This window comes from Pacificimonas pallii (genome assembly GCF_019204005.1).
Classification (GTDB): Bacteria; Pseudomonadota; Alphaproteobacteria; order Sphingomonadales; family Sphingomonadaceae; genus Pacificimonas; species Pacificimonas pallii.
Genome location: NZ_JAGSPA010000003.1, coordinates 409754 through 433516, shown reverse-complemented (window position 1 = coordinate 433516; position 23763 = coordinate 409754). Strand labels below are relative to the sequence as shown.

The following is a 23763-nucleotide window of genomic DNA, read 5'->3' as shown; positions in this document are numbered from 1 at the left end:
ACCCGGGCGGGCAGCAGGTGCCACCCCTGCGCCCTTGCCCGCTCCCCGTGCGCTGTCCGCGCGACCGGTCTCATGCTTTTCGATCTCGACGAGCGACATATCGCTATTTTGTTTCCTGTTCGGCATCATCTATGAACGCCGGTAGTACGACGGCATATTTCCGATAATTCTCTGCGATCGTCGGCGCTTCCGCTTTCGCCTTGGCGATATCCACAATCGCCTCTGCCTCGCGGCCCAAGGCGAATAGCGCCAAACCGCGCCCGAAGCGCGCGTATGCAAATTCGGTTTCTGCAAGCGCTTCTTCGTAAAGCGACAGCGCAGCGGCAGGTTTGTCGCTACTGAGTTCGACGAGCGCAAGACTGTCCAGATATGCTGGATCCCGATTTATGGAGAGCGCCCGCTGACAGTCAATGCGCGCCTCTTGCAAGCGCGTACCTGCAGTGGCGCGGTTCCAGCATATATTGTTCCAATATGTTGCTATCTCTGCGCGCTGCGCGTCGGTTGCGTTCGCGAGCATCGCGTCGGCGGCGGAACGGTCCCCAGCTATGGCGCGCAGAAAGGGATAAGTCCACATATGATCAGTTTCGTCCTCGTCGTCGGGTGATCCTGCAACCCTTTGCTCCTGCTCCGCAATGTGGCGGAAGTAAGTGTTACGCACGTCGGGATCGGCGAGGATCGCGTCGAATTCCTCCATGATCTCGAAAACTCTTCGGGGAGCGGATTGAACCAGCGTGAAAAACGCATCGCGACGCTCCTTTGGCGTCTCCCAAAGTTTGTAGTTCAAGATCAGAAGGGCACCATTGCCCAGCTCATCACCTATGATTTGACGTGCCAGCGATCGTGCTTCGTCTTTTCCATCCAGGTGGACCAGGAGGTTGGCCTTCAGTGCGAGCGCGTGATTATTTGAAGGATCACTTGCCAGCCATGCGTCGACACTTGCCAGCGCATCATCTACGCGGTCGAGACGAGACAATATGTCGGCTTGGAATATGTAAGCGTTTACATCGTCAGGCTGTCGCCGAAGGTGGATGGCGACATCGCTCGCCGCGCCGACGTAATTTTGCTGCGCGGCACGGACTTCAGCTCGATTGGCGTAGACCGCCTCACTCTCTGGATGCGCGAGGATGATGCGGTCTGCAACGATCTCGGCATCCTGATAGCGTGCCTCGCTGAAAAGACGGTCAAAACGATATTGCAGCCCGTTTCGCGATTGCGGAAAGTCTGCCAGCAGACGTTCATTTGCAGCATCCGCATCGCCCTGGCGACCGAGTATCGAGAGCGATGTAACGCGCATTGACAGCGCTGGCTCCGTCTCAGCCGCAGCATCATCCAACGCGTCTAATTTGCGGAGTACATCTTCGGCCTCTTCAGGCTGAATCAGGTAGCTATACGGTCCATTCCAATCAATCTGTTTATCAGCGAGCAGAGCGGTTTTTATGTCGTGATCCGGTCCCGTATTCTCATTACCCGCCATGACGGGGATGGCACGGCCCGCGACCCGCACGCGAAGTCTCTCGGCCCATAAATCGTCGCTTTCCTTGTCGGCGGCTTTGGCTTCGGCAAGTGTGAGTTCTGCGGGTGCGATTTGCGTCGATCGCGACAAGGTCAAAACATTGCCATTCAGCTCAGCATGACGCCGATAGCGTGCCGGGCCGATGTTTCGGTCAATGTTCACCTCACCATCAAGAGAGAATATGCCTTCACCGGGCGGCAGATGCAGCGTTACCTTGCTGGCAACATGCTCCGCCTCAACCTGCGTGGGGATATCGGCATAAGGGCCAGTGATCTGGCGCTTTTTCACCAAGTCCCGCCCGAGCCGGGAGTAAGGCACATTGTAATAGCCCGTCTGTCCTTTCAGGTTCCAGTCGATCTCAACCGTTCCCGTGAACGTCACGCCGCTCGTGCCTTCGGCTTCGTTTGCGAGGATCGTCGCGCTGTCGATATCGATCCAGTTGAATTGCGATGCTGCGAACTGCATGAGCACTTCTTCCCGCCGGGCATCCCCTGCCTGCAGCAGGACAAGGTCAAGGCCACGGGCTCGATCGTCCCTGTAGACGATCGAGCCGGATACCGCCGCGTCGGTCTCCAGGCCCGCACTCATATCAACGTCGATCGTGGTAAGCACAGCCGGCTTGGCGGTTGCCGCTTGAGGCAGTGTCACAAGCTCGCTACCAGCTGTCGTTATCGGCAGAACATGGCGATAGGGCGGCGGCGTCAATCCTGAAGCGAGGTCATCGCCCATGCGAGTCCCGTCCAGCCAGTAGGTTTCATCGCCGATCCGCGCCCTGACGATGACATGATCGAACCAGAACGCGGCAGGGACGTCAATGTCGGTCAGGCCGCTCCCGATCGCCCGCACCATGACGGGATCGGCTTCGATGCCGAAGCGGCGCAGCAGCGCGACGAGCAATACCGATTTTCCCTTGCAGTCGCCCTGACGGTCTTCCCACACTTGCTCAGCCGTGCGCGGTGTAAATCCACCCAGGTCATAGTTTCGAAAGAGGTAGCGAACGTCGCCCTGGACCAGTCGAAGGGCGGCTTCGGCACGGGCCGTGTCGCTGCGATGTTCAGCTTCAATGCCGGCTGCGATGTCATTTAAGGGGGTACCGGCATCAATGGTGGCCGCCGCATCATAGCTTTGCGCAAACATGCGGGACAGTGCGTGCCAGCCCTGATGATCGGAAATTGCGACTGCGAATTCGCGTTGATAGCGCGCCGGCGCATCGAAGGGCAGCGTGGGCAGATTCGCGCTCTCGATGTCGAGGGTTAACCTTTCCCTGTCGCCAATCCGCGTGCGCTTCGCCGTCCGCCATTCCGCACCCATGGCGAGGTTGCGGTCACGCCCCTGCGGCCATGACAGCAGAATATGGATGCGGTCGGCAAGCATGCCGACAGGCACCACGGGAAGCAATTCCATGTGTGCGTTCAAGGCCGGGTCGCGATGAATGACGCTGCTCAGAACCTCAATACGGTCGCCTACGCGCAAAGCGGGAATCATGAGCACTGCTGTCAGGTCGCCGCTGATGAACCCCTGTTCGAGGCGTATTTCGCGTTGCAGCGTTTCAAATTTTGCCTCGCCCGCCAGAACGTCGATAACGTTGCCGTCCCGGTACACGTTGACCTTATGTACCGTCGCACGCTGTGTAACGGGCTGCCACGTGACGGAGACCGTGCCCGCAGCCTGCAGCGCGGCGGCGTCGTTCACTTGAAGAACGACGTGCTGAAAGGTTTCGAGCGCGCCATCTTCGCGAAAATGATGTTGGTTATCCAGCAGCCGAATGGCGAGCGCCTGTCCTTTGGTAGCGGCGGTCGCCTCCGTCGGCGCTTCGACAGTTGCAATCCATTTTGGCTCCGGCCCGAATTCTAAGGATTCCGAAGCCCCGGCACTGCCTGTCGCCATTGCCAGCAAGAGAATGAAAATTCGGAGCATTCACAATATCCTTGCTTAATCAAAGTGATTTAGCCGCAAAGACCATTGCCACGCAGCAGGTCTCAGTGACGCCTGTAACGATCAATGAATGCGCTGGAAAATGCATTGAGCCGACTTTCCGCGATGGCCGTGCGCAGTTTTGACATAAGCTGTTGATAGAAAGAGAGATTATGTTCTGTCATCAGCATGGCGCCGAGAATCTCTCCGGAGCGGATCAGGTGGTGGAGGTAGGCGCGGCTGAATTCGGCGCAGACGGCGCAGCCGCAGTCCGAATCGAGCGGGGTTTTGTCTTCGCTGAATTTCGCGTTGCGGATGTTGATGGGGCCGTCATGGGTGAATGCCTGTCCGGTGCGGCCGCTGCGTGTGGGGAGCACGCAGTCGAACATGTCGACGCCGCGCATCACCGCGCCGACAATATCATCGGGCTTGCCGACGCCCATCAGGTAGCGCGGCTTGTCGGCGGGGAGAAGGCCGGGGGCATAGTCCAGAACCTCGAACATCCGGTCCTGGCCCTCGCCCACGGCGAGACCGCCAATGGCATAGCCATCGAAACCGACCGCCTGCAGCGCGTCGGAGCTTTCACGGCGGAGATCGGGCCACATGGATCCCTGCTGAATTCCGAAGAGCGCCGCGCCGCTGGCATGTTCCATGCCGCTGTCGAAACCCTCGCGGCTGCGCCCGGCCCAGCGCATGGAGCGGTTCATGGACGCCGCGGCGACGTCCTTTTCGACGGGCCAGCTGGTGCATTCGTCAAACGCCATGACGATATCGCTGCCGAGATTGCGCTGGATCTCCATAGAGCGTTCGGGCGACAGCATGTGACGTGACCCGTCGAGGTGGGATTTGAAGGCGACGCCGTCCTCGCTCGTCGTGGTAAGCTCGGAAAGGCTCATGACCTGAAAGCCGCCGGAGTCGGTCAGGATGGGCCTGTCCCAGCGCATGAAATCATGCAATCCGCCAAGCCGTGCGAGGCGCTCGTCGCCGGGGCGGAGCATCAGATGATAGGTGTTCCCAAGAATGATGTCGGCGCCAAGCTGGCGGACGGTTTCCGGCTTCATCGCCTTTACCGTCGCCGCGGTGCCAACCGGCATGAACGCAGGGGTCCGGATCTGGCCGCGGCGCATGGAAATGGTGCCGGTGCGGGCGCGGCCATCAGTGGCGGAAATGCGAAAATCGAAACGTGAGGTCATGCCGCTGGCCCCTGCCGCAGGAGGCCTGGTTTCGCAAGGCGGTGCCTTGCGGGCGTGGCTGCACGCTATTCGACTGCGGGAAGGCCGACCGCGGGAAAGCTGGCCGGAGGAAGGCTGGTCGTAGGAAGACTGGTCGCAGGGAGGGCGCTCGTCAGCGCCTTTTGAATGGTGACGCGTCCGCTCGCGGTCGCCTCTGGCGCAATGTCGAGTTCGATGCGAAAGCGTTCGCCGCCGCGCGCCAGCCCCTCGATCACGCGCGGTTCGCTGGTGGTAAGGACAACTTCAGTATCGGCGAGGCCGCTGATGAAATGTCGCCGGACCCGCTCGACAGCGGCCGGTGCGGAAAAATCGATGGTGACGAGACCATTGCCATCGACGCCGCCCATGGCTTCGACGGCCATCGAGTTGATGATGGACCCTGGATAAAAGGCGACTCCGTTGATCGCGACATCGCCCATCGGTTTCTGATCGCCGGGAAGCTCCATCGACATGTCGAAACCCGGAAAATCGAGGGATATACGCGTGGTCATTGGTGACCTGATATCGGCATTTTCTTCAGCTGCTGATGCAGAGGCTTTGGGCGATCCCGCATCGCATGCCGCCAGAATCAGTAGGGCGGACAAAGGAGCCAAGATGGTGGTAATCTGCATGACTCCGCGCTCTCGTTCTGTGTTAGCTGGTCAACACAGCATGCCGAATCTCGCGAAAAAGTCAATTCGGAAGCAATAAGCTTGCGTCACCATAGCTATAGAAGCGATATTTGTTACGTATCGCATAGGCATAGGCCGCATGCATCCGCGTTTTTCCCATAAGCGCGCTGACCAACATAAAGAGTGTCGAGCGGGGAAGGTGAAAATTTGTCAGCAGACCATCAATAGTACGGAAACGGTATCCCGGCGTGATAAAAATGTCGGTATCCCCGCAAAAGGCCGCCAGCGTGCCGTCCTCCCGCGCGGCGCTTTCGAGAACACGCAGGCTGGTCGTGCCGGCCGGGATGATGCGGCCGCCCCTGGCGCGGCGCTCGTTGAGGCGGGCCGCCGCCGCGGCGCTGAGTTCACCCCACTCGCTGTGCATTTTATGATCTTCGGTATCATCGACCTTTACAGGCAGAAATGTGCCCGCACCCACATGAAGCGTCAGGGTCTCAACATGAACGCCGCGCGCCTTCAGATCCGCCATCAGGGTATCGGTGAAATGAAGGGAGGCCGTCGGCGCTGCCACCGCGCCGTCACGCCGCGCGAACATGGTCTGATAATCGTCCGCGTCGCGCGCGTCGGTCGGACGCTTCGATGCGATATAGGGGGGCAGTGGCATCGTACCCGCCGCGGCGATCTCTGCCTCCACAGGACCATCCGATAGGAACCGGAAGTGGACTTCGCCGCCCTCTGATTTTGCGAGCACATCTGCGCACAGCGTTGCCGAGAACACAACCCTATCGCCGATACGCAGGCGCCGGGCGTTGCGGACAAAGGCAAGCCACTCGTCCTGAGCCTCCCGCTTATGCAGCGTAACGCCAATTCCCGCCTCGCCGCGCCGTCCCGCCAACTGCGCCGGGATGACGCGGGTGTCGTTGAAGACGAGCGTGTCGCCCGGCGCGAGGCACGCGGGCAGGTCCCGCACGCCGCGATCCTCAAACGCGTCCGGCCGGACGACAAGCATCTTCGCGGCGTCGCGCGGAACCACGGGGCGCAGGGCGATACGCTCTTCGGGAAGGTCGAAATCGAAATCGTCGACGCGCATCGGGCGAGCCGTTCCTAGCGCTGTGGCGTGTCGACGAGTATATCCGTATCCACATCAAATGCGGGCTCTTCGCCGGCCAACTCCTCCGCGACCTGTTCCGCACCGTCTTCGCCAAGACGATTCTGCGCCTCCGGCACATCGGCGGCACCTGGCGGCAGCTGTGACTTCAGGTCGGCAAGCGGGTCCGCATCCGCGACCACATCGGCGGCGGGGACGTCATTGCCGATGCTCGCGCGAACGATCCGGCTGGGATTGGCCGGCGGTTCGCCGACAGCGATGCTGTCGACATATTGCATGCCGCTAATCACGCGGCCGAATATGGTGTAATTTTCATCCAGCGGTGCGCGGGGCATGAACACGATAAAGAACTGGCTGTTGGCGGAATTCTCATCCTGCGCACGCGCCGCCGAGACGGTCCCGCGCAAATGCGGCGTCCGCGTGAACTCCGCCTCAAGATCCGGAAGCTCGCTGCCGCCTGTGCCGGTCCCTGTCGGATCGCCGGTTTGCGCCATGAAACCGGGAATGACACGGTGGAATATGACGCCGTCATAAAAGCCCTGCCTGGCCAGGGTGCGAAAACGTTCCACATGGTTTGGGGCAAGGTCGGGGCGCATGCGGATCACGACGCGGCCCCCGGTGGAGAGATCGAGATTCAAAATATTCTCAGCGTCAGATGCCGCGGCGGGCGCAGGCGCGATCGCTGCCATGTCCTGGGCGGACGCGCCGCCAGAAATGATGAGCGCGAAGAGAGCGAGAAATAACTTCATAAATGTACGTCCGTCATATCGTCCTGATGGCAAGCGTGTGCCCCGGATAGCGTATAGCGGGCGCGCTTGCACCTGATATGAACAAAAGAAAAGGGCGGAGGCCAAACCTCCGCCCGTCTGCTTTCGATATGACCCAAAGACTAGAACTTGAAGCCGACAGCCGCACCGTAACGGCGCGGTTCGGTGTAGAATTCGTTGGTGAACAGACCCGAGCTCTGATCCGTGCGGTACCGGCCGGTGACGCCAAGCGTATCGAACGCATTCTGGATGAAACCGCGGACGTAGAAACGCTCATCGGGGGAACGGAGTGTCAGCTGGGCATTTACGATCTCATACCCTTCCAGCCGGTCCGTCGCCTGATTGAAGTTCGATGAGAATGAATTGCCGGTGAAATTGACATCCACGCGCGGTGTGATGGTCCAGCCGCCATCCGTCAGGATTTCATATTGCGCACCGACCGAGAATTTCCAGTTCGGTGAATTCGCCAGTTCGTTTCCGCTGAGATCGACCGGGATACCGCCGGGCAGGATAGGCGTGCCGTTCGGCTGGAACTCCAGCAGGATGCCCTGTCCGCCAAATGCGTCGAACGCGCCCGATGCAATGGCCCCGGCAAGCGCTCCGCATAGTGAAAAGGCGCCGAATGTGTTCGTGCCCGGCACGGGAACCGCGCTTCGCAGTACGGACGGATTGGGGCCAGGGCCGTCAAAATCGAAATTCTGGTTGAACGCATTGACGATGCCGACAAGCGCTTCCTGTGACACCGCGCCCGGTGTTGCCGAAGCGAGAACGCAGTTCGATGCATTCGTGATATCCTTGATGAGGACAGCGTCTGAACGGCCAGCTGAGGGATCGCGCGAGTCGAAGATCGCCAGGTCTTTGATCTTGGTCTTCTGATAGCTGAGCGACGCATTGATCGTCAGGCCCTCTGTCGGCGCAAGGATGGATTCCAGCTCAAGGCCATATACCTGCGCGTCCGTATTATCGTTGAACGAGGTGCGATTGAGGATGCGGCTGACCTGTAGTCCCTTATAATCGTAGTAGAAGCCTGTCAGGTTGACCTGCGCCGTGCCGCCACCGAAAGAATTTTTCATGCCGATTTCGTAGGCGTTGATCTTTTCGCTTGCGAACGACACGGGCGCTGAAAGAACCGTGGGATCAAAGGCGGGATTAATGCCACCCGGCTTGTAGCCGCGCGTGTAGCTTGCGTAGATGAGCGTGTCGTCACTAAACGCGACGTCTGGCGTGTAGTCGATAACCAGACGGCCCGTGATGGCGTCGTCATCGAAGGTCTGCTCGCGAAACGCCTGCGCCCCGGCGACACTCGGATCGGCGTCATAACGGCCGTCCGCCGCCAACACCCGGGCGTCCTCCGTGCCGAACGGAATCGGGAAGTTCAAAAGGAAGGTGCGATCCCGAACGAACTTCTTGTCATTCGAGTAACGCAGGCCGCCGGTGATCTTCAGCTGGTCGTTGACCTCGAAATAGACTTCGCCAAAGATCCCGTACGTATCGAGCTCCACCAGATCGGTAAGGTTGTTGAACATGGGAGGGCCGACAATGGCGGCGAAATTCGACGCAGGCCCGCCGAGCAGGACCGACGCGTAATCAAGTCCGCTGGCATTGACGAAATAGTCGGATTCGGTCGCCTCGCCCTGAAGGTAGAGACCGCCAATCAGGAAGTTGAACGGCCCGTCGAAATCGGACGCCAGACGCGCTTCCACCGACCATTGTTCGTTGCGGATGCCGGACTCGTCGAATTCCGAGGTGTTGTCGGCGCAGCGATTGACGACACCATTGGCGATCCCGACCTGCTCCCGCGTTGCATCGGAAACGCAGATCTGACCGTTCTGGAAGAGAGGCGTTGCCAGAATGCCGCCCGCAATCGCGGCCGCGTCGGGGCCAAACGCACCGCCCGCGATCGCCGTCAGTCTTGCAATCTGCGGCTGAACGGAGTCGGTGATCGACAGATTATAGTCGGTCCTGGATCGGACGCTTGTCTTGGAATAACCGCCATTAAGCGTGGCGACCACACCGCCAAAATCATGTTCCAGCTCCGCCTGTATGATGAGCTGGTCCGCCTTATATGTCGGTTCGAAATCAATCGCGACCTTGCGCGGGTCCGTCGGGTTGTTCGCATTGGAAAACGCGCTGGGCCCATAAACGTCGTAAAGCGCAAATGGGGCCAGTGCCGGGGACGCCGCGATGGACAAGAATTGCGAGCTGGAGAGGATAGTCGCCAGCGTCGCATTGCTGTTGATCGACCCAAAGCCCAGGCGATCGGGCCGGCAGCCCAATATGCCTGTGGGGTCGGTCGCGCAAAGCTGCTTTTGAATACGGGACCGGTCTGAATCCTCCTCGAAATACTCGGCGGTGACCGTGAATGTCGTGTCTATCGTGGGTTCAATGAGTAGCGATCCGCGGAGCGCGAAACTGTCACGGCCATCAATGTCGTTTCCCGTCGCGACATTCTCCGTATAGCCATCGCGGTTCACGTAAATGCCTGCGAGGCGCACCGCGGCAAAATCGGCAAGGGGAGCGTTGACCATCCCGCGTCCAACGATGCTGTTGAAATTGCCATATTCGAATTCGCCGGCCGCCTGGAATTCCTTTTTCGGCGTCGCGGTGATCAGATTGATGACGCCGCCCGTGGCATTGCGGCCAAACAGGGTGCCCTGCGGCCCGCGCAGGACTTCCAGGCGTTCCAGATCGAAAAACTCATTCTCGAACAGGCGGCTGGCGACGAGTGGCATGTCATTATAGTGGACACCGATGCCGGAATCGCCCGATGTGGCCACCGCAGGCGAGCCGATGCCGCGGATCGTTATTGAAGACCCGGTGAAATTGCTTTTGGTGAACGTGGTATTGGGAAGGGCCTGTTGCAGATCAAGCGTATTCTCGATCTGCTGGTCCGCCAGGGCCTCATTGCTGAAAGCGCTGACCGCGATCGGGACGTCCTGCAGGCTCTGGGCGCGCCGCTGGGCCGTCACGACGATCTCGTCAATGCCGCCGCGGTCATCCACAGCTTCCGCAGCCTGGGCGTTTTCCTGTGCGAGAGCGGAGCCTGCCGCCAGCATGGCGAAAACGGATACACTTGTCGTGAATGCGCGCCGCGCGCCGGAATTCATCTGCATGATGCGATCCTCCCCAAAAGGACTATGTTTGCTGCATCGCTTCTCTGGCGGAAGCGTTATGCATTTTTGCGCGAGTGCATTTGGTGCCTCGCTTAACCGCGAATAAGAGCGTGCGGGAGGTGACTTGTCCAGCGTCCTTGCGATGACACTGCCTCAATTCTGAGGTTTCTTTTCCTCAGCGTGCCTTTTGTGCAACAAAACATTGAAGAGTCGGGATTAGACGCATGAATCTGTCAGACATCATGGAAGACTTTCAGCACTGCGTTTGCGAGGGTGGACGCGTTATCACCGTGCCGGAAGAGATGGCGGCGTACCTGACCGACTGGCGGGGCAATAAAACCGGTCATGCGCGGATGGTGCTGCAGCCGGGCAGTACGGAAAGCCTGGCGCGCATCGTGCGGCTGGCCGCGCAGACGGGAACAGCCCTGGTGCCGCAGGGCGGCAATACCGGCCTGGTTGGTGGCAGCGTGCCGGAAACGGACGGCAACGCGATCCTGGTTTCCATGACGAGGATGAACCGCATCCGGTCCGTCGATCCGGCGAGTGACTGCATCATCGCGGAAGCCGGCGTCATCCTGCAGCATGTGCATGAGGCTGCCGCTGCGGCGGACCGGATGTTTCCGCTGTCCCTGGGGGCGAAGGGCAGCGCCACGATCGGCGGGCTGGTTTCCACCAATGCCGGCGGTACTCAGGTACTGCGTTATGGCACGATGCGGGCACAGATATTGGGACTGGAGGCGGTGCTTCCCAGTGGCGAGGTGCTGGACCAGCTGTCGCCGCTCAGAAAGGACAATAGCGGCTATGACATCAAGCAGTTGCTGATCGGGGCGGAGGGGACATTAGGTTTCGTGACGGCGGCGAGCCTGCGTCTGCTTCCCGCGCCTAAAACGGTGGTGACCGCGCTTGTGGGCCTGACCGACCCGGCGGCGGCGCTTGGCCTGATGACGCGGCTGAAGCCCGCGACGGGCGACCGGCTGGATAGTTTCGAGCTGATGCCGCGCATCGCCGTCGAGCTGGTGACGCAGCACGTACCGGGCACGCGCGATCCGCTGGAAGATGCCTATCCATGGTATGTCCTGATGGAAGTCACCAGCAGCGTGGCGGGCGACGCGCTGCATGACGCCCTGGAAGCCGCGCTGGCGGCGGAACTTGCGGCGAACCGCATTCTGGATGCCGTCATTGCGCGGTCGGAGCGCGAGCGCGGCGAGTTGTGGCAATTGCGGGAAACCATCGCGGAGGCCGAGAAGGCCGACGGCAAAGCGCTGAAACATGATATTTCCATTCCCGTCGCGGACATGCCGCGCTTCATGGCGGCGGCGGCGGCGGCGATAGAGGATCGCTGGGAAGGTGCGCAGGTCTTTGCCTTCGGCCACCTTGGCGATGGCAATGTCCACTTCAACGTCAGAAGCGATGCGCGGCTGCCACGCGAGCGGCTGATGCTGCTGCGGGACGATGTCGCCGCCCTTGTCTACCGCATGGTCGCGGACCATCGCGGCTCCATCAGCGCCGAACATGGTATCGGATCATTGAAGGCGGGCGAACTGGCGCAGCTGGGCGACCCCGGAAAGCTGGCCGCGATGAAGGCGGTGAAAGCCGCGCTCGATCCCATGGGCATCATGAACCCCGGGAAAATGTTCGTCTGACCCGTCAGGGTTTCAGAGGACCGGGCGTGCGGGCCATGCCGTGCAGGCCATTGCCATGCAAAAAGACGGCCAAGGAGACGATGGCGATCATAGCGGCAAGGCCAAAGACGGCGCCGGGCGCGTAGATTACCGCAGCCTCGTTCGTGAAAAAGAAGAACACGGCGGTGAACATCAAGGGGCTGAACATCGACGACAGGCTGGAAATGCTGGCGACCGCGCCCTGCAGCTCGCCCTGGCTGCGCTCGCTTACCGCGCGGCTCATCAACGCGTTGATCGATGGTTGGACAAGGCCCTGCAGGCTGCCGACGGCAATGGCGACAGGTACCCAGATCTCATTTCCGGCCAGCAGATATATCATGCAGCCCGTGAACATGCAGGTGACGCCCAGAATGATCGATCTTCGCTCTCCGATGCGGGGCACGATAAGGCGGATCAGACCGCCCTGTACGATGGCGCTGGAGAGCCCGACACCTGCAAGGGAGAGGCCGATCATCGATTTTGACCAGCCGAACGCCTCAATGCCATAAAATGCCCAGATGATCGGATAGACCATATGCGCCGTCATCCAGAACAGCAGCGCGGCGGCGTACCAGATGATGACCCGGTCCTGTCCGTTCAGTTCCTTCAGCGCGGAAACGGCATTCGAACGGATGAGCGAGAAGGGGCGGCGCCTGTCGCGGGGCAGGCTTTCCCGAAGACAGAAATAGCCGAAGACGAAGTTGACAAGCGCGAGCGCGCCGGCCGCATAAAAGGGCAGGCGAAGGCTGTAATCACCAAGCACGCCGCCAAGGGCAGGGCCGACGATGAAGCCAAGACCGAATGCCAGCCCGATCAGCCCGAAATTCTCGGCGCGCTTTTCGGGCGGCGTGATGTCGGCGACATAGGCATAGGCCGCGCTGAAACTCGCGCCCGTAATGCCGGCGATGATACGGCCAATAAAGAGCCACAGCAGCGTCGGGGCCAATCCCATCAGGGCATAGTTGACGGAATAGGCGAGCAATGTGGCGAGGAGCACGGGACGCCTGCCGTACCGGTCGCTGAGATTGCCGACAATCGGGCCAAAGACGAACTGCATCGCCGCGTAAACGAAGGCGAGCCAGCCGGCGTCCATGGCCGCGGCCGCATTGGAATCCCCGGTCAGCTCCGTCAGCAGCGACGGTAGCACCGGCATGATGATGCCAAAGCCGATCATGTCGATCAGCACCACGGCGAAGACGAACGCCAGTGATCCGCGCATGCCCTTCTGCGCGGACGGATCGGAAGGGTGCGGTATCGCGGCCATTTCGCGTCTCTAGACCCGCACGCGTCAGGAACAAGTCATGTCTTGCCGCAGCGGGGCGGCGCGCGGACCGTATGATCAGGTTGTGCGGGCCTTTCTGTCTTCTGCATTGGTGGCCTTGATACCGGCGGAGATCATGTCCCAGTCGGCATCGTCCAGAGCCGAGAGATTGGAGAAGGTTCCCGCGGTGTTCAGCCATTGTCCCCCGTCGAGCGCGATAACCTCGCCCGTCAGATATTCGCAGCCGGGCATCATCATGAAACTGGCAAGGTTCGTCAGTTCCGCATGATCACCGACGCGGCCCATTGGAATACCGGCCGTGCCGTCCCTGTTCTCGCCCTCCGCACCGATTTTTCTCATCAGGGGTTCGGGCATCAGCCGGTCCCATGCGCCTTTTGTGGGGAAGGGGCCGGGCGCGATGGCATTGGCGCGGATCCCCTTCGGCCCCCATTCAACGGCGAGCGACTTGGTCATGGCGGCGACGCCTGCCTTCGACATGGCCGAGGGCACCGTGAACGGGCCGCCGCTCCAGACCCATGTGGTGACGATGGACAGGATGGAGCCTTTGTGACCGCCCTCGATCCAGCGTCTGCCCGCCGCGACCGTCGTGTTGAACGTGCCGTGCGCGACGATGGACGCGATGGCATTGAACGCATTGGGCGACAGGCGTTCCGTCGGCGAGACGAAGTTGCCGGCCGCATTGTTGACGAGCCCGGTGAGCGTACCGCGGTCGAAAATGTCCTGCATCGCTTCGTCAATGGCACCGGCATTGCGAATGTCGACGCTCATGGCGGTACAGGTGCTGCCGCTCGCCTCGCGCATTTCGGCGGCCGCCTCTTCCAGCACGCCGCCGCGGCGGCCCCAGATGATGACGTCCGCGCCCAGCCGCATGAAAGCCTCCGCCATACTGCGGCCAAGACCGGTGCCGCCGCCCGTTACCAGAATGCGTTCGCCCTTCATTGCGTCGTCGCGGAAAACCGTCATCACCATAACTCCCTTGTCGAAAAATGCTGCGGATCGTGGTAGCGTACAGGAATGCCTGCGAAGCCTGTCAAAAACGATGCCGCCACTGCGGTAGATGCGCGCGGTCTGCGCTGTCCGCTGCCCGTATTGCGGCTGCGAAAGGCGGCGATTTCGCTGCCGCTGGGAAGCGTGCTCGACGTGACCGCCGACGATCCCGCCGCCGAACGGGATGTGCCGGTCTTCTGCGCCGAACGTGGCTGGGTATGCAAACGCCTGGGTGACGGCCATTGGCGCATCGTGACGGCCTGAGCAAAGCCGCCCGGGCGCCTTGGTCAGTCGGGAGCGGGACCGATTTGCTCCCACAGTTCGATTTTTATGCCGTCCGGGTCCATGATCCAGGCGAATTTGCCGTAGGATTCGTCCTGTCGGCCAAGAATTTCCACCCCTTCTGCCTCCAGCTTCTTCTGAAACGCATCCAGGTCATCGACACGGAAATTGATCATGACGGGCACGGTGGACGGCTCCATATAATCGGTGTCGCCAGCGAAAGTGGATATCACAGCGAAGGCCTCTTCGCTGTCGTCGCGATATTTCAGATTGGCGCCATATTCGCCCTTGAGACCAAGATGTGCCGCGTACCACGCCTCTCGGGCGACCCTGTTTTGAGATTTGACGAAAACACCGCCAATTCCAGTGATTTTGGCCATTTATTTTCTCCCCCCGATAGAAAGGAGTTTTTTACCCCGATGTGCGATCACTTGGCAAACGGCTGATCATCATACGGGGTTAAATTCATATCATGAGCGTGGATATGCGGACCTTTGAGAATATACGCTCCCTGATGGGAGCGAGATTCATCAACACGATCAAATATTTCCTCGAAGATGGCGCAAAGGCTGTTTCGGCGATCGAGGAAGGTCAGCGCGGCGGCGATGCTGCCGCCATGGTGCTGCCCGCGCACACGCTCAAGACCGAGGCGCGGCAGCTGGGTGCCTATAATCTGGGCGATCTGTGCGACGATATCGAACAATGCGCGCGCCATCTGGTGGAAACGCAGGAACGGCCCGATGACCTGCTCACCAAGGTTGCACAGCTGAGAGCGCAGTTCCGTGATGTCACGACGATATTCCAGCGGGAAACCAACCCGTTGCAGCAGCCCTGTCAGAAGGCGGTCTTCGGCCGGGCCGCACGCTAGGCGAGGCGGGCCGCGATGATCCTAATTCGCGCCGCCGCCGGACTGTAGCTGAATGTAATTTTCGGTACCCATCAGGCGAAGCTGTTCCAGCTGCGTTTCGATGTGATCGACATGTTCCTCTTCACTGGCGAGGATTTCCGAGAACAGATCGCGCGAGACATAATCATGTGTGCCCTCGCTGATATCAATCGCGCTTTTCAGCTGCTCCAGCGCCTCATATTCCAGCGCGAGGTCGGCCTTCAGGATTTCCTCCACCGTTTCGCCGATCCGCAGGCGTCCCAGCATCTGGAAATTGGGCAGGCCGCCGATCATCAGGATCCGCTCGGCCAATTTGTCCGCGTGCTTCATCTCGTCGATCGATTCCGCGCGTTCATATTCGGCAAGCTTCACCACTCCCCAGTCGTGGAGCAGGCGATAGTGCAGCCAATATTGATTGACCGCCGTCAGTTCGTTCTTCAGTGATTCATTCAGACACGCAATAACATCGGCATGGCCCTTCACGGCGCACTCCCATCAATTAGGTTCAGGTCATTGTGGCCGGTCAGGCGACGGCGATCAAGCCGTGATGGAAGGCTCACTGCGCATAAGATCGCGGGCAAAGGGCAGGCACTGACCGCACCGGGGACGGCAGCCCAGGGATGCATAAGCGGATTTTGGGCAGCGTGCGCCATTACGAGCGGCACTCCGCACATCAGTTTCCCGAATCGCATTGCAGACACAAACAACCATCAGTGCCAATCTCCCATGTTGGGATCATTCTACTGATTATGAGACTTGTTCGCAATAGCGTTTTCGCGGCGTGTGGTTTTTGTCAGAGCCAGCTGGCGATCCGCTCCAGCGATTTCTTGATCGTCGCGTGTTCCGGCATCGTCGCCGTGTCGGCGGGCTTGCCGCAGACGATGATCATCAGCGGTCTTTCATCCCTGGGCCGATCGCAGATCTGGTTGAGGAATTTCATCGGTGATGGGGTGTGCGTCAGCGTGGCGACGCCCGCATATGTCAACGCCGCGATCAGCATGCCGCAGGCGATGCCAACGGATTCGGGAACGTAGTAGTTCTGCCTGTTTTCACCGGGCAGTGCGCCGCCGCGCCGCTGACCGAAAACGACGATCAGCCACGGCGCATCCGTCAAATGTTCCTTCACGTCGTCCGTGCCGAGGGGGGCAAGCGCGTCGAGCCACTCCTGCGGTGCCTTGCCGGCGTAAAATTCCCGTTCCTCTTCTTCCGCGCCTGACCGGATCTCCTGCTTTTTTTCCGGCGAGCGGATGACCGCAAAGTGCCAGGGCTGGTGGTTTGCCCCAGACGGCGCTGTCCCCGCAGCGCGGATCGCATCCTCGATTACCGACCTGGGGATGTCGGCATCCGAAAAATAACGGCAGGAATGACGCCGACGGAGATCCTCGTAAAACGTCCTGGCGCGGACCGACATCTCATCGTCGGCAAAATCGATGAAATCCGTGAACGGAACAGGTTTGTAGACGGGCATGATATCGCGTTCCCCTACCGTGTCATTATATCTGGCAGCCAATCGCGGTGCGCCGTGCGAATATCGGCAAGACCGACCTGCGTGCCGCCGACAGCGATGGACGCGCCGCCGACCGTGCCGAGGCGGGTGCCCTCGATAGCGACACCCTCGGGCGCCGTGACAATGTAGCGGGCCTGATCTTCGCCAAAGGCTTCGGCATGGGACATCGGCGTTAGTGCCGCGCCCATGTCACCTGCCAGCGCCATTTCCGCAACAGCGACAAGCGCGCCGCCATCGGAAATATCATGGGCGGCGGTGATCTCGCCATTCCCGATCAAATTGCGAATATAGTCGCCCATCGCCTTTTCGGCGGCCAGATCGACGGGCGGCGGCGGACCGTCTTCGCGGCCTTCCACCTGCCACAGCCAGACGGACTGATCGAGGTGACGGCCCGGCGCGCCGACCAGCCAGATGACATCGCCCGCCGTCTTGAAGGCGATGTCCGTGCGCCTGTCATAGTCCTTCAATAGTCCGACCGCGCCGATGGCAGGTGTGGGGAGGATGCCGACGCCGTTGGTTTCATTGTAAAGTGAGACATTGCCGGACACGATGGGCATGTCGAGCGCGGCGCACGCCTCTGCCATGCCCTCGATACATCCGACGAACTGGCCCATGATCTCCGGACGTTCGGGATTGCCGAAATTCATGCAGTCGGTGGTCGCGAGCGGCGTGGCACCCACGGCGGTCAGGTTGCGATACGCCTCCGCAATGGCCTGCCGGCCGCCCTCGACCGGATCGGCGAAGCAGTAGCGCGGATTGCAGTCCGTGGTGATGGCGATCGCCTTTTTGGTTCCGTGCACGCGAACGATCGCGGCGTCGCCGCCCGGACGGCCGATCGTGTCGGCCATCACCATGTGATCATATTGCTCCCAGATCCAGCGGCGGCTGGCGAGCGCGGGGCACCCCATAAGGGTCACCAAATCATCGGTGACGCCGTTCCTTGGTGCGAGCCCTCCAATGGGCTGGCGCGCGGGCGTTGGCACGTGCGGCCTGTCGTAGAGCGGCGCATTGTCACCCAGCGGGCCGAGCGGGATATCGCAGACGGTCTCGCCGCCAAAGCTGAGCACGAGATGCTTCGTGTCGGTGACCTCGCCGATGACGGCGAAGTCGAGTTCCCATTTTTCAAAGATCCTGCGCGCCTCGTCCTCGCGGCCCGGCTTCAGGACCATCAGCATGCGTTCCTGCGATTCCGACAGCATCATTTCATAGGGCGTCATCGCCTCTTCGCGGCACGGCACCTTGTCGAGGTCGAGATGGATGCCGACGCCGCCCTTGTCCGCCATTTCAACGGAGGAGGAGGTGAGGCCCGCCGCGCCCATGTCCTGAATGGCGACGATCGCGTCGGTGGCCATGAGTTCGAGGCAGGCCTCGATCAGCAGCTTTTCCGTGAAAGGATCGCCAACTTGGACGGTGGGACGCTTCTCCTCAGAATCCTCGGTGAATTCGGCGCTGGCCATGGTGGCGCCGTGAATGCCGTCGCGGCCGGTCTTTGAGCCGACATATATGACCGGATTGCCGATGCCGGCGGCGGCGCTGTAGAAAATCCTGTCGGTGCGCACCGTGCCGACCGTCATCGCATTGACGAGGATATTGCCATTATAGGCGGGGTGGAAATTGGTCTCGCCGCCCACAGTGGGCACGCCGACGCAATTGCCATAGCCGCCGATTCCCGCGACGACGCCCTTCACCAGGTGACGGGTCTTTGGATGGCCGGGGTCGCCGAAGCGCAGGGCGTTCATATTGGCGACGGGGCGGGCGCCCATGGTGAAGACGTCGCGCAGGATACCGCCGACACCGGTCGCCGCGCCCTGATAGGGTTCGATAAAGCTGGGGTGGTTGTGCGATTCCATCTTGAAGATCACCGCATCGCCGTCGCCGATATCGACGATGCCGGCATTCTCGCCCGGGCCGCAAATGACCTGTGGGCCGGTGGTCGGCAGCTTTTTCAAATGCAGGCGGCTGGATTTATAGCTGCAATGTTCAGACCACATGACGGAAAAAATGCCCAGCTCCGTCAGATTGGGCGTGCGGCCAAGTGCCGTCAGGATAACGCCATATTCTTCGGGGCTGAGGCCGTGTTCGGCGACGAGTGCGGGGGTGATTTCGCTCATGCGGGAGCGCTTTAGTCGAGCGCGGGCATCAGGGCCAGTGGGGATGTGGCGGGAGGCTGGGCATATTGGCGAATGCGTCATCGCAGCCGCCTGCGAAACGCGGCGATGCCCAGCAGTGCCAGACCGAAAAGGCCCGTCGCACCCGGCGCGGGAACGGCAAGGCGGCCAATGACGAAATCGTCGACATCATTCAGGAAATCGCCGCCGCCCGCCAGCGGTGTGCCGCCGAAGATGGATTCGATGCGGCGATCGGGGTCGGCGATACCCCAGAAAAAGACATTGCCGCGGCCAAGATCCTGTCCGACGTTGAATATCTCGACGGCGCCGCCTTCGAACGTCACGTTGAGCGTCAGCGGCCCGGTGGCGAAATCAATGCCATAGAAGCCGATGCCGTTAACCGGCCTGGAGAAAAAGCTGACCGCGACGGCTTCCTCGTCATTGGTATAGGTCTGGTTTCCCGACGTCGCGAGCGCATTGTTGGCAACCGCGCCCGCCTGCACGAAATTGGCATAGACGCGCCCTGCCGCGCCGTCGAAGCGCGCCTGTCCGATGAAACGCCCCTCTGCGGGTTCGTCCGGAAGAGCCTGGCCGGCCGTATAGCCCTCGAAATCCTCAACCGCGACGAAGTTGCTGAAGAAGCTGTCAAAGTCCGCGCGCGCCGCGCTCGCAGCTGGAATGGTGCTGCCGTCGGTAGGCGCGATATCCTCGCCGAAAAAGATGGTCGGTGCGGCATTCGCTGCCGCTGCGAGAAAAAGGGCGGCGGAAAGGGTGAGTGTCAGGCGCATGATCGTGCTCCGCGGGAAAAAGGCCAGGAGAGAACGCGACGCGACTTACCAGATCATCATAACAGAAACGGTGCGCCGGTGCGAGACACGAGACGCTGTGCCGCCGGCACGGGCATCAGGTTAAGGCGTGACGATCGCGATCCGCCCGCCCCCCTGATCGAGCGATCCGAACAGGGCGAGGATGGCGTCCGGCTGCCCCTCAACCGTCAGCTTTCCCTGCTGGATCAGCGCTGTCGGCGTCGCCTGGCGCGCGATGATAAGATCAAGATCGCTGCGGTTCATTGTCAGCGTGGCGGCGGGTGTCACGGCGTCCACGCCGAGGCGCGGAATGAGAACCGCTTCACGCATTTCGACAGACAGGCGTTCCCGGCGATCCGGAAATATGAACTGCAGCGCGATTTCGGTCCGCGGCGCCTTTTCCGGCGCATAGCGGACGGCCAGGGCATCGAAGAGGTCATCCGTCGGCACAGCGGCAAGGAATGCCGCCTGCGCGACATCTGCAATCTGCTCGGCGGGGCCTTCGCGCAATTCGCGGGCGGCGGACAGGTAATAATCGCGCCATGCACCGGATTCAGCGCGGTAACCGAGCTGCTCATAGCTGTTGGCCAGACCCTGTTTCGCCGCCTCGCCGCCCTCGCCCGCGAAGACGAGATGATTGTAGAGCCGTGCGGCCCAGCGGTCGTCGCCTTCGGCATGGGCGGCGGCGCCCAGGGCAAGGACGCGGTCCGCGCCGCCCATCGCCGCGACATAGCGTTTGCTTTCCGCCTCTGGCGGGTGCGGATTGTAGTTCGCAGGTACGCCGTCCCACCAGCCGAAATAATGCTGATACACCGCCTTGGCGTTGTGATTCATCGTGCCGTAATAGCCGCGCACGCTGAAGTCGCGGGCGGCGAAGTCCGGCTCTGCCAGCGCGTCGCCGATTTCCTGCAGCGTTTCCCCGCGATTGGCGCGGCGGACGGTCTGGTCGTGGATGTAGCGGTAAATATCGCGCTGGTTCTGAAGATAGGTCCGGACGTTGTCCCGGCCCCATGTCGGCCAGTGGTGCGATGCGAGAACGGTATTCGCACGGCCGCCGAAATTGAGGAGCGCGCCGTCGATCACCCGCGACCAGGCGAGGAGGTCGCGGACCTTCGCGCCGCGCAGGGTAAGGGCATTGTGCAGCGTGCCCGACGTGACCTCAGACATGATAAGCGCCTGCATCTCGGGAATGAAGAAGACGAATTCGGCGGGCGCCTCGGTCTGCGCGGCGTCGAGGAATTCGAATGTCACGCCGTCAATGGCGAACGGCTCCGCCCCCGCCGCGACTTCCCGCGTAGGCGCGCGAAGCGAAGTCTTGCCGCTGGAGAGTGCCTGACCGAGGCCGACACCCACCTGTCCGCGCGGGCCGCGTGGAAGGGTGTTGCCGAACATATGCGCGGCGCGGGCGCGCATATACGGACCGGCAAGCAGATTTTCGCTGATCGCCTCTTCAAGAAAGCCTGCAGGCGCGATGACGGGGATGTCGGATGCCGCGCCAAGGCCGCCAACGCCCGCGAAGTGATCCGCATGGCTATGCGTGAAAATGATCGCGCTGACGGGGCGCTCACCGAGGTGGTCATTGACGAGTTTCAACGCAGCGGCCGCGGTTTCCACCGATAATAGCGGGTCGATGACGATCCAGCCGGTCTTGCCGCGGATGATGGTCATATTGGCAAGATCGTAGCCGCGCACCTGCCAGATGCCGTCGGTAACCTTGAACAGGCCATGCTCGCTGAGCAAACGCGATTGCCGCCATAGCGAGGGGTTCACGCTGGCGGCGGCATCGCCGTCGAGAAATGCGAAGCTGGCCGCGTCCCAGACGGGATTGCCGTCCGCGTCCCGGATGATGCCGCCCTCGATCTCGGCGATCTTGCCGCGGCGCGCATCTTCGAAATCCTGCCGGTCGGCGATGGGCAGGCGTGCGGCGACGGCGTCGTTCGCGGCGCGAGTGGCCTCGGTCGCGGGATTTGCGGCGGCGGCTGATGTCGAAAATAACAGACTGGCCGAAAAACAGATGGCGCGGAACATGTGCGGTCTCCCCCTTAATGTCGTCGGGAGACGGGATCGCACGATCCGGGCCTGCAGGAAAGCTGGCGCTTCGGTAAGGGCAGGCGCCGCGCGGGAAGGGGGGCTGGCTTTTCGTGAAAAGACGCGGAAAGCGGCGGTTTTTGCGGAAATTCTAGTCGCGCGAGACCTTTTCCGTCCGTTCATGCGCTTCTTGCGCTTCGACGGTCATGGTTGCCGTGGGGCGGGCGTCGAGGCGGCCGAGGCCAATAGGCTCTCCGGTCACTTCGCAGAGGCCATATTCGCCCGTCTCGATACGGCGCAGGGCGGCATTGATTTTTGACACGAGCTTTCGCGCGCGGTCGCGTTTGCGCAGGTGGACGGTCCAGTCGCTTTCCGCGCTCGCCCGGTCGGAAAGATCGGGTTCACGCAGCGAATCCGCCGCAAGTTCGTCGCGCGTTTCCTGTGCATCCTGTTGCAGTTCGTCGCGCCAGGAGATGAGCTTCCGCCGGAAATAGGCCAGCTGGCGATCGCACATGAAATCTTCATCGTCGGATGGGCGATAATTTTCGGGAAGGTCGATCGCTTGCAACCGTTCGACGACCTTTCCGGCATTGATTTCCCTGTTTTTCTCAAGGCTGGAAACCGTCATTCATCATCCTCCATCTTATCGCGCAATGCGGCCCCGCTCCGCAGTCGATGTCGCGCCCTATAGGCCGCGCTATATTACCTCTCAATGACTGGCAGGTTGACGCGTTCCGGTTTTTTTGATGGCGCGGTGACGATCCACCGCACATGACGAAGGCGGAACGATTTCTTCACCCGCGACGAACCAGCGCGCATTGAACCTTCGCCATGTCTCGCGCATTAAAGAGGCAAGACCAACCGAAATCACAGGAGACCACAGACGATGGCTTTTACGCTTCCCGACCTTCCCTATGCCAAGGACGCCCTTTCCCCCGCGATTTCCTCGGAAACGCTGGATTACCACCATGGCAAGCATCACAATGCCTATGTTTCCAAGACCAATGACGCGATCAAGGGCACCGATCATGAAGGCAAGAGCCTGGTCGAAGTGATCCGCGCGGCGAAATCCGGCGGCAATCAGGGGCTGTTCAACAACAGTGCGCAGATCTGGAACCACACGTTCCTGTGGCACAGCTATTCACCCGATGGCGGCGGCAAGCCGTCCGGCAAGCTGGCCGACATGATCGACGATGCGTTCGGATCGCTCGACGATTTCAAATCGAAGTTCAAGGAAAAGGCGACCGGCAATTTCGCATCGGGCTGGACCTGGCTGTGCGAGGCCGGCGGCAAGCTCGAAATCGTCAACACCGACGATGCCGACACCCCGATCGTGCATGATGGCAAGAAGGCGCTTCTGACGCTCGATGTGTGGGAACACGCCTATTATCTCGACAAGCAGAACGATCGCGGCGCCTATGTCGATGATTTTCTTGAGAAGCTGGTGAACTGGGAATTCGCGGCGGGCAATCTCGGTAAATCCGAGGAGGATTTGGCCGGCAATCAGAACGGCTGATCATCTTCGGCGACGTCTGTCATCGGCGCGTCCTTCGTAACGAAGGGCGCGCCGATTCTATGTGCGGGCGAGCGTCGCTTCCGCCTCGATTTCGACCTTCCATTCGGGTCGCAGGAGAGCGGCGACGACCACCATCGTGGCGGCGGGGCGGGTCTCGCCGAACAGTTCGCCATGCACGGCGCCGATGGCTTCGCCGTCCGCCGCGTCGGTGATGAACATGCGCGTCCTCACCACATCCGCCGCCGATCCGCCCAGTTCCGCGATGGCGGCGAGCGCAATGGCAAAGCACCGCCGCGCCTGCGCAGCCGCATCGCCCGGCGTGGACGACCCGTCCGGCTCCACCGGACCCGTGCCGCTGACAAGGATGCGATCCCCGACACGCAGGGCGCGGGAGAAGCCGAACCGGGCCTCATAGGGAGAGGCGGAAGCTGTCCTGCGCACG

At 61.2% G+C, this 23763-nt stretch carries 21 protein-coding genes; 4 read left to right on the top strand and 17 right to left on the bottom strand.

Translation table 11 applies throughout. From position 1 onward, the window contains the following. Positions 1 to 103: 103 nt before the first annotated feature. The 6 genes from KCG44_RS10670 to KCG44_RS10645 all read right to left on the bottom strand — a co-directional run bounded on the left by KCG44_RS10670 (position 104) and on the right by KCG44_RS10645 (position 10258). Entirely contained in the window at positions 104 to 3430 is a 3327-nt protein-coding gene (locus KCG44_RS10670; RefSeq protein ID WP_218446070.1) for a DUF3857 domain-containing transglutaminase family protein, read from the bottom strand. A gap of 62 nt (positions 3431 to 3492) precedes the next feature. Beyond that, entirely contained in the window at positions 3493 to 4620 is a 1128-nt protein-coding gene (tgt, locus tag KCG44_RS10665) for a tRNA guanosine(34) transglycosylase Tgt (RefSeq protein ID WP_218446069.1), read from the bottom strand. Positions 4621 to 4685: 65 nt separating this feature from the next. Then, positions 4686 to 5150: a hypothetical protein gene (locus tag KCG44_RS10660; protein ID WP_218446068.1), complete on the bottom strand. Its 465-nt coding sequence runs from the start codon at positions 5148 to 5150 to the stop codon at positions 4686 to 4688. Positions 5151 to 5331: 181 nt separating this feature from the next. Then, a complete protein-coding gene (gene queA / locus KCG44_RS10655) occupies positions 5332 to 6360 on the bottom strand; it encodes a tRNA preQ1(34) S-adenosylmethionine ribosyltransferase-isomerase QueA (RefSeq protein ID WP_218446067.1) in 1029 nt (342 codons plus the stop codon). Positions 6361 to 6374: 14 nt separating this feature from the next. Continuing rightward, a complete protein-coding gene (locus tag KCG44_RS10650; protein ID WP_255536525.1) occupies positions 6375 to 7067 on the bottom strand; it encodes a peptidylprolyl isomerase in 693 nt (230 codons plus the stop codon). 200 nt (positions 7068 to 7267) lie between these two features. Further along, on the bottom strand, positions 7268 to 10258 hold the full coding sequence (locus KCG44_RS10645; protein ID WP_255536482.1) for a TonB-dependent receptor: 2991 nt from the start codon (positions 10256 to 10258) through the stop codon (positions 7268 to 7270). Between the two features lie 224 nt (positions 10259 to 10482). Between KCG44_RS10645 and KCG44_RS10640 the strand changes: the two genes are divergently transcribed. After that, the gene (locus tag KCG44_RS10640; protein ID WP_218446065.1) at positions 10483 to 11901 is read left to right on the top strand and encodes an FAD-binding oxidoreductase; all 1419 of its coding nucleotides are present in this window, start codon (positions 10483 to 10485) and stop codon (positions 11899 to 11901) included. A 4-nt stretch (positions 11902 to 11905) separates the two neighbouring features. On the opposite strand, the gene KCG44_RS10635 is transcribed toward KCG44_RS10640, so the two are convergent. After that, positions 11906 to 13183 carry a TCR/Tet family MFS transporter gene (locus KCG44_RS10635; RefSeq protein ID WP_218446064.1) on the bottom strand — a complete coding sequence of 426 codons (1278 nt, stop codon included), beginning with the start codon at positions 13181 to 13183 and terminating at the stop codon, positions 11906 to 11908. Positions 13184 to 13258: 75 nt separating this feature from the next. Then, positions 13259 to 14164: an SDR family oxidoreductase gene (locus tag KCG44_RS10630; RefSeq protein ID WP_255536481.1), complete on the bottom strand. Its 906-nt coding sequence runs from the start codon at positions 14162 to 14164 to the stop codon at positions 13259 to 13261. Between the two features lie 51 nt (positions 14165 to 14215). On the opposite strand from KCG44_RS10630, the gene KCG44_RS10625 reads away from it, so the two are divergent. Continuing rightward, complete coding sequence (locus KCG44_RS10625; RefSeq protein ID WP_218446062.1) at positions 14216 to 14452, top strand: sulfurtransferase TusA family protein; 237 nt, start codon at positions 14216 to 14218, stop codon at positions 14450 to 14452. Positions 14453 to 14475: 23 nt separating this feature from the next. On the opposite strand, the gene KCG44_RS10620 is transcribed toward KCG44_RS10625, so the two are convergent. Then, positions 14476 to 14850, bottom strand: a complete 375-nt coding sequence (locus KCG44_RS10620) for a VOC family protein (protein ID WP_218446061.1) — start codon at positions 14848 to 14850, stop codon at positions 14476 to 14478. A 134-nt stretch (positions 14851 to 14984) separates the two neighbouring features. Between KCG44_RS10620 and KCG44_RS10615 the strand changes: the two genes are divergently transcribed. Continuing rightward, a complete protein-coding gene (locus KCG44_RS10615) occupies positions 14985 to 15338 on the top strand; it encodes an Hpt domain-containing protein (RefSeq protein WP_255536480.1) in 354 nt (117 codons plus the stop codon). Positions 15339 to 15359: 21 nt separating this feature from the next. Here the strand turns inward: KCG44_RS10615 and bfr are convergent, their stop codons facing one another. The 7 genes from bfr to dksA form a co-directional block, all read right to left on the bottom strand. Beyond that, positions 15360 to 15839, bottom strand: coding sequence for a bacterioferritin (gene bfr / locus KCG44_RS10610; protein WP_218446059.1), 480 nt, complete (start codon positions 15837 to 15839; stop codon positions 15360 to 15362). A gap of 54 nt (positions 15840 to 15893) precedes the next feature. Beyond that, entirely contained in the window at positions 15894 to 16067 is a 174-nt protein-coding gene (locus KCG44_RS10605) for a (2Fe-2S)-binding protein (protein WP_218446058.1), read from the bottom strand. 82 nt (positions 16068 to 16149) lie between these two features. After that, a complete protein-coding gene (locus KCG44_RS10600) occupies positions 16150 to 16824 on the bottom strand; it encodes a nitroreductase family protein (RefSeq protein ID WP_218446057.1) in 675 nt (224 codons plus the stop codon). Positions 16825 to 16838: 14 nt separating this feature from the next. After that, positions 16839 to 18974 (bottom strand): phosphoribosylformylglycinamidine synthase subunit PurL, encoded by a 2136-nt coding sequence (gene purL, locus KCG44_RS10595; protein ID WP_218446056.1) that lies wholly within the window; start codon positions 18972 to 18974, stop codon positions 16839 to 16841. A 77-nt stretch (positions 18975 to 19051) separates the two neighbouring features. Continuing rightward, entirely contained in the window at positions 19052 to 19759 is a 708-nt protein-coding gene (locus KCG44_RS10590) for a PEP-CTERM sorting domain-containing protein (protein ID WP_218446055.1), read from the bottom strand. Positions 19760 to 19879: 120 nt separating this feature from the next. Then, on the bottom strand, positions 19880 to 21805 hold the full coding sequence (locus KCG44_RS10585) for an alkyl/aryl-sulfatase (RefSeq protein WP_218446054.1): 1926 nt from the start codon (positions 21803 to 21805) through the stop codon (positions 19880 to 19882). A gap of 151 nt (positions 21806 to 21956) precedes the next feature. Further along, on the bottom strand, positions 21957 to 22319 hold the full coding sequence (dksA, locus tag KCG44_RS10580) for an RNA polymerase-binding protein DksA (protein WP_255536524.1): 363 nt from the start codon (positions 22317 to 22319) through the stop codon (positions 21957 to 21959). Positions 22320 to 22691: 372 nt separating this feature from the next. On the opposite strand from dksA, the gene KCG44_RS10575 reads away from it, so the two are divergent. Further along, positions 22692 to 23321: a superoxide dismutase gene (locus tag KCG44_RS10575; protein ID WP_218446052.1), complete on the top strand. Its 630-nt coding sequence runs from the start codon at positions 22692 to 22694 to the stop codon at positions 23319 to 23321. A gap of 57 nt (positions 23322 to 23378) precedes the next feature. Here the strand turns inward: KCG44_RS10575 and KCG44_RS10570 are convergent, their stop codons facing one another. Then, on the bottom strand, positions 23379 to 23762 hold the full coding sequence (locus KCG44_RS10570) for a RidA family protein (protein WP_218446051.1): 384 nt from the start codon (positions 23760 to 23762) through the stop codon (positions 23379 to 23381). Position 23763: the final 1 nt, after the last annotated feature.

What these genes read in the sequence shown, in the direction of transcription:
- KCG44_RS10640 (WP_218446065.1), top strand. Translation starts at nt 10,483, where the DNA reads ATGAATCTGTCAGACATCATGGAAGACTTTCAGCACTGCGTTTGCGAG.
- KCG44_RS10590 (WP_218446055.1), bottom strand. Translation starts at nt 19,759, where the DNA reads ATGCGCCTGACACTCACCCTTTCCGCCGCCCTTTTTCTCGCAGCGGCA.
- KCG44_RS10605 (WP_218446058.1), bottom strand. Translation starts at nt 16,067, where the DNA reads ATGGTTGTTTGTGTCTGCAATGCGATTCGGGAAACTGATGTGCGGAGT.
- dksA (WP_255536524.1), bottom strand. Translation starts at nt 22,319, where the DNA reads ATGTGCGATCGCCAGCTGGCCTATTTCCGGCGGAAGCTCATCTCCTGG.
- KCG44_RS10645 (WP_255536482.1), bottom strand. Translation starts at nt 10,258, where the DNA reads ATGCAGATGAATTCCGGCGCGCGGCGCGCATTCACGACAAGTGTATCC.
- KCG44_RS10585 (WP_218446054.1), bottom strand. Translation starts at nt 21,805, where the DNA reads ATGTTCCGCGCCATCTGTTTTTCGGCCAGTCTGTTATTTTCGACATCA.
- tgt (WP_218446069.1), bottom strand. Translation starts at nt 4,620, where the DNA reads ATGACCTCACGTTTCGATTTTCGCATTTCCGCCACTGATGGCCGCGCC.
- KCG44_RS10620 (WP_218446061.1), bottom strand. Translation starts at nt 14,850, where the DNA reads ATGGCCAAAATCACTGGAATTGGCGGTGTTTTCGTCAAATCTCAAAAC.
- KCG44_RS10630 (WP_255536481.1), bottom strand. Translation starts at nt 14,164, where the DNA reads ATGACGGTTTTCCGCGACGACGCAATGAAGGGCGAACGCATTCTGGTA.
- queA (WP_218446067.1), bottom strand. Translation starts at nt 6,360, where the DNA reads ATGCGCGTCGACGATTTCGATTTCGACCTTCCCGAAGAGCGTATCGCC.
- KCG44_RS10650 (WP_255536525.1), bottom strand. Translation starts at nt 7,067, where the DNA reads ATGGCAGCGATCGCGCCTGCGCCCGCCGCGGCATCTGACGCTGAGAAT.
- KCG44_RS10615 (WP_255536480.1), top strand. Translation starts at nt 14,985, where the DNA reads ATGGGAGCGAGATTCATCAACACGATCAAATATTTCCTCGAAGATGGC.
- KCG44_RS10670 (WP_218446070.1), bottom strand. Translation starts at nt 3,430, where the DNA reads ATGCTCCGAATTTTCATTCTCTTGCTGGCAATGGCGACAGGCAGTGCC.
- KCG44_RS10600 (WP_218446057.1), bottom strand. Translation starts at nt 16,824, where the DNA reads ATGCCCGTCTACAAACCTGTTCCGTTCACGGATTTCATCGATTTTGCC.
- KCG44_RS10635 (WP_218446064.1), bottom strand. Translation starts at nt 13,183, where the DNA reads ATGGCCGCGATACCGCACCCTTCCGATCCGTCCGCGCAGAAGGGCATG.
- KCG44_RS10625 (WP_218446062.1), top strand. Translation starts at nt 14,216, where the DNA reads ATGCCTGCGAAGCCTGTCAAAAACGATGCCGCCACTGCGGTAGATGCG.
- purL (WP_218446056.1), bottom strand. Translation starts at nt 18,974, where the DNA reads ATGAGCGAAATCACCCCCGCACTCGTCGCCGAACACGGCCTCAGCCCC.
- KCG44_RS10660 (WP_218446068.1), bottom strand. Translation starts at nt 5,150, where the DNA reads ATGACCACGCGTATATCCCTCGATTTTCCGGGTTTCGACATGTCGATG.
- KCG44_RS10575 (WP_218446052.1), top strand. Translation starts at nt 22,692, where the DNA reads ATGGCTTTTACGCTTCCCGACCTTCCCTATGCCAAGGACGCCCTTTCC.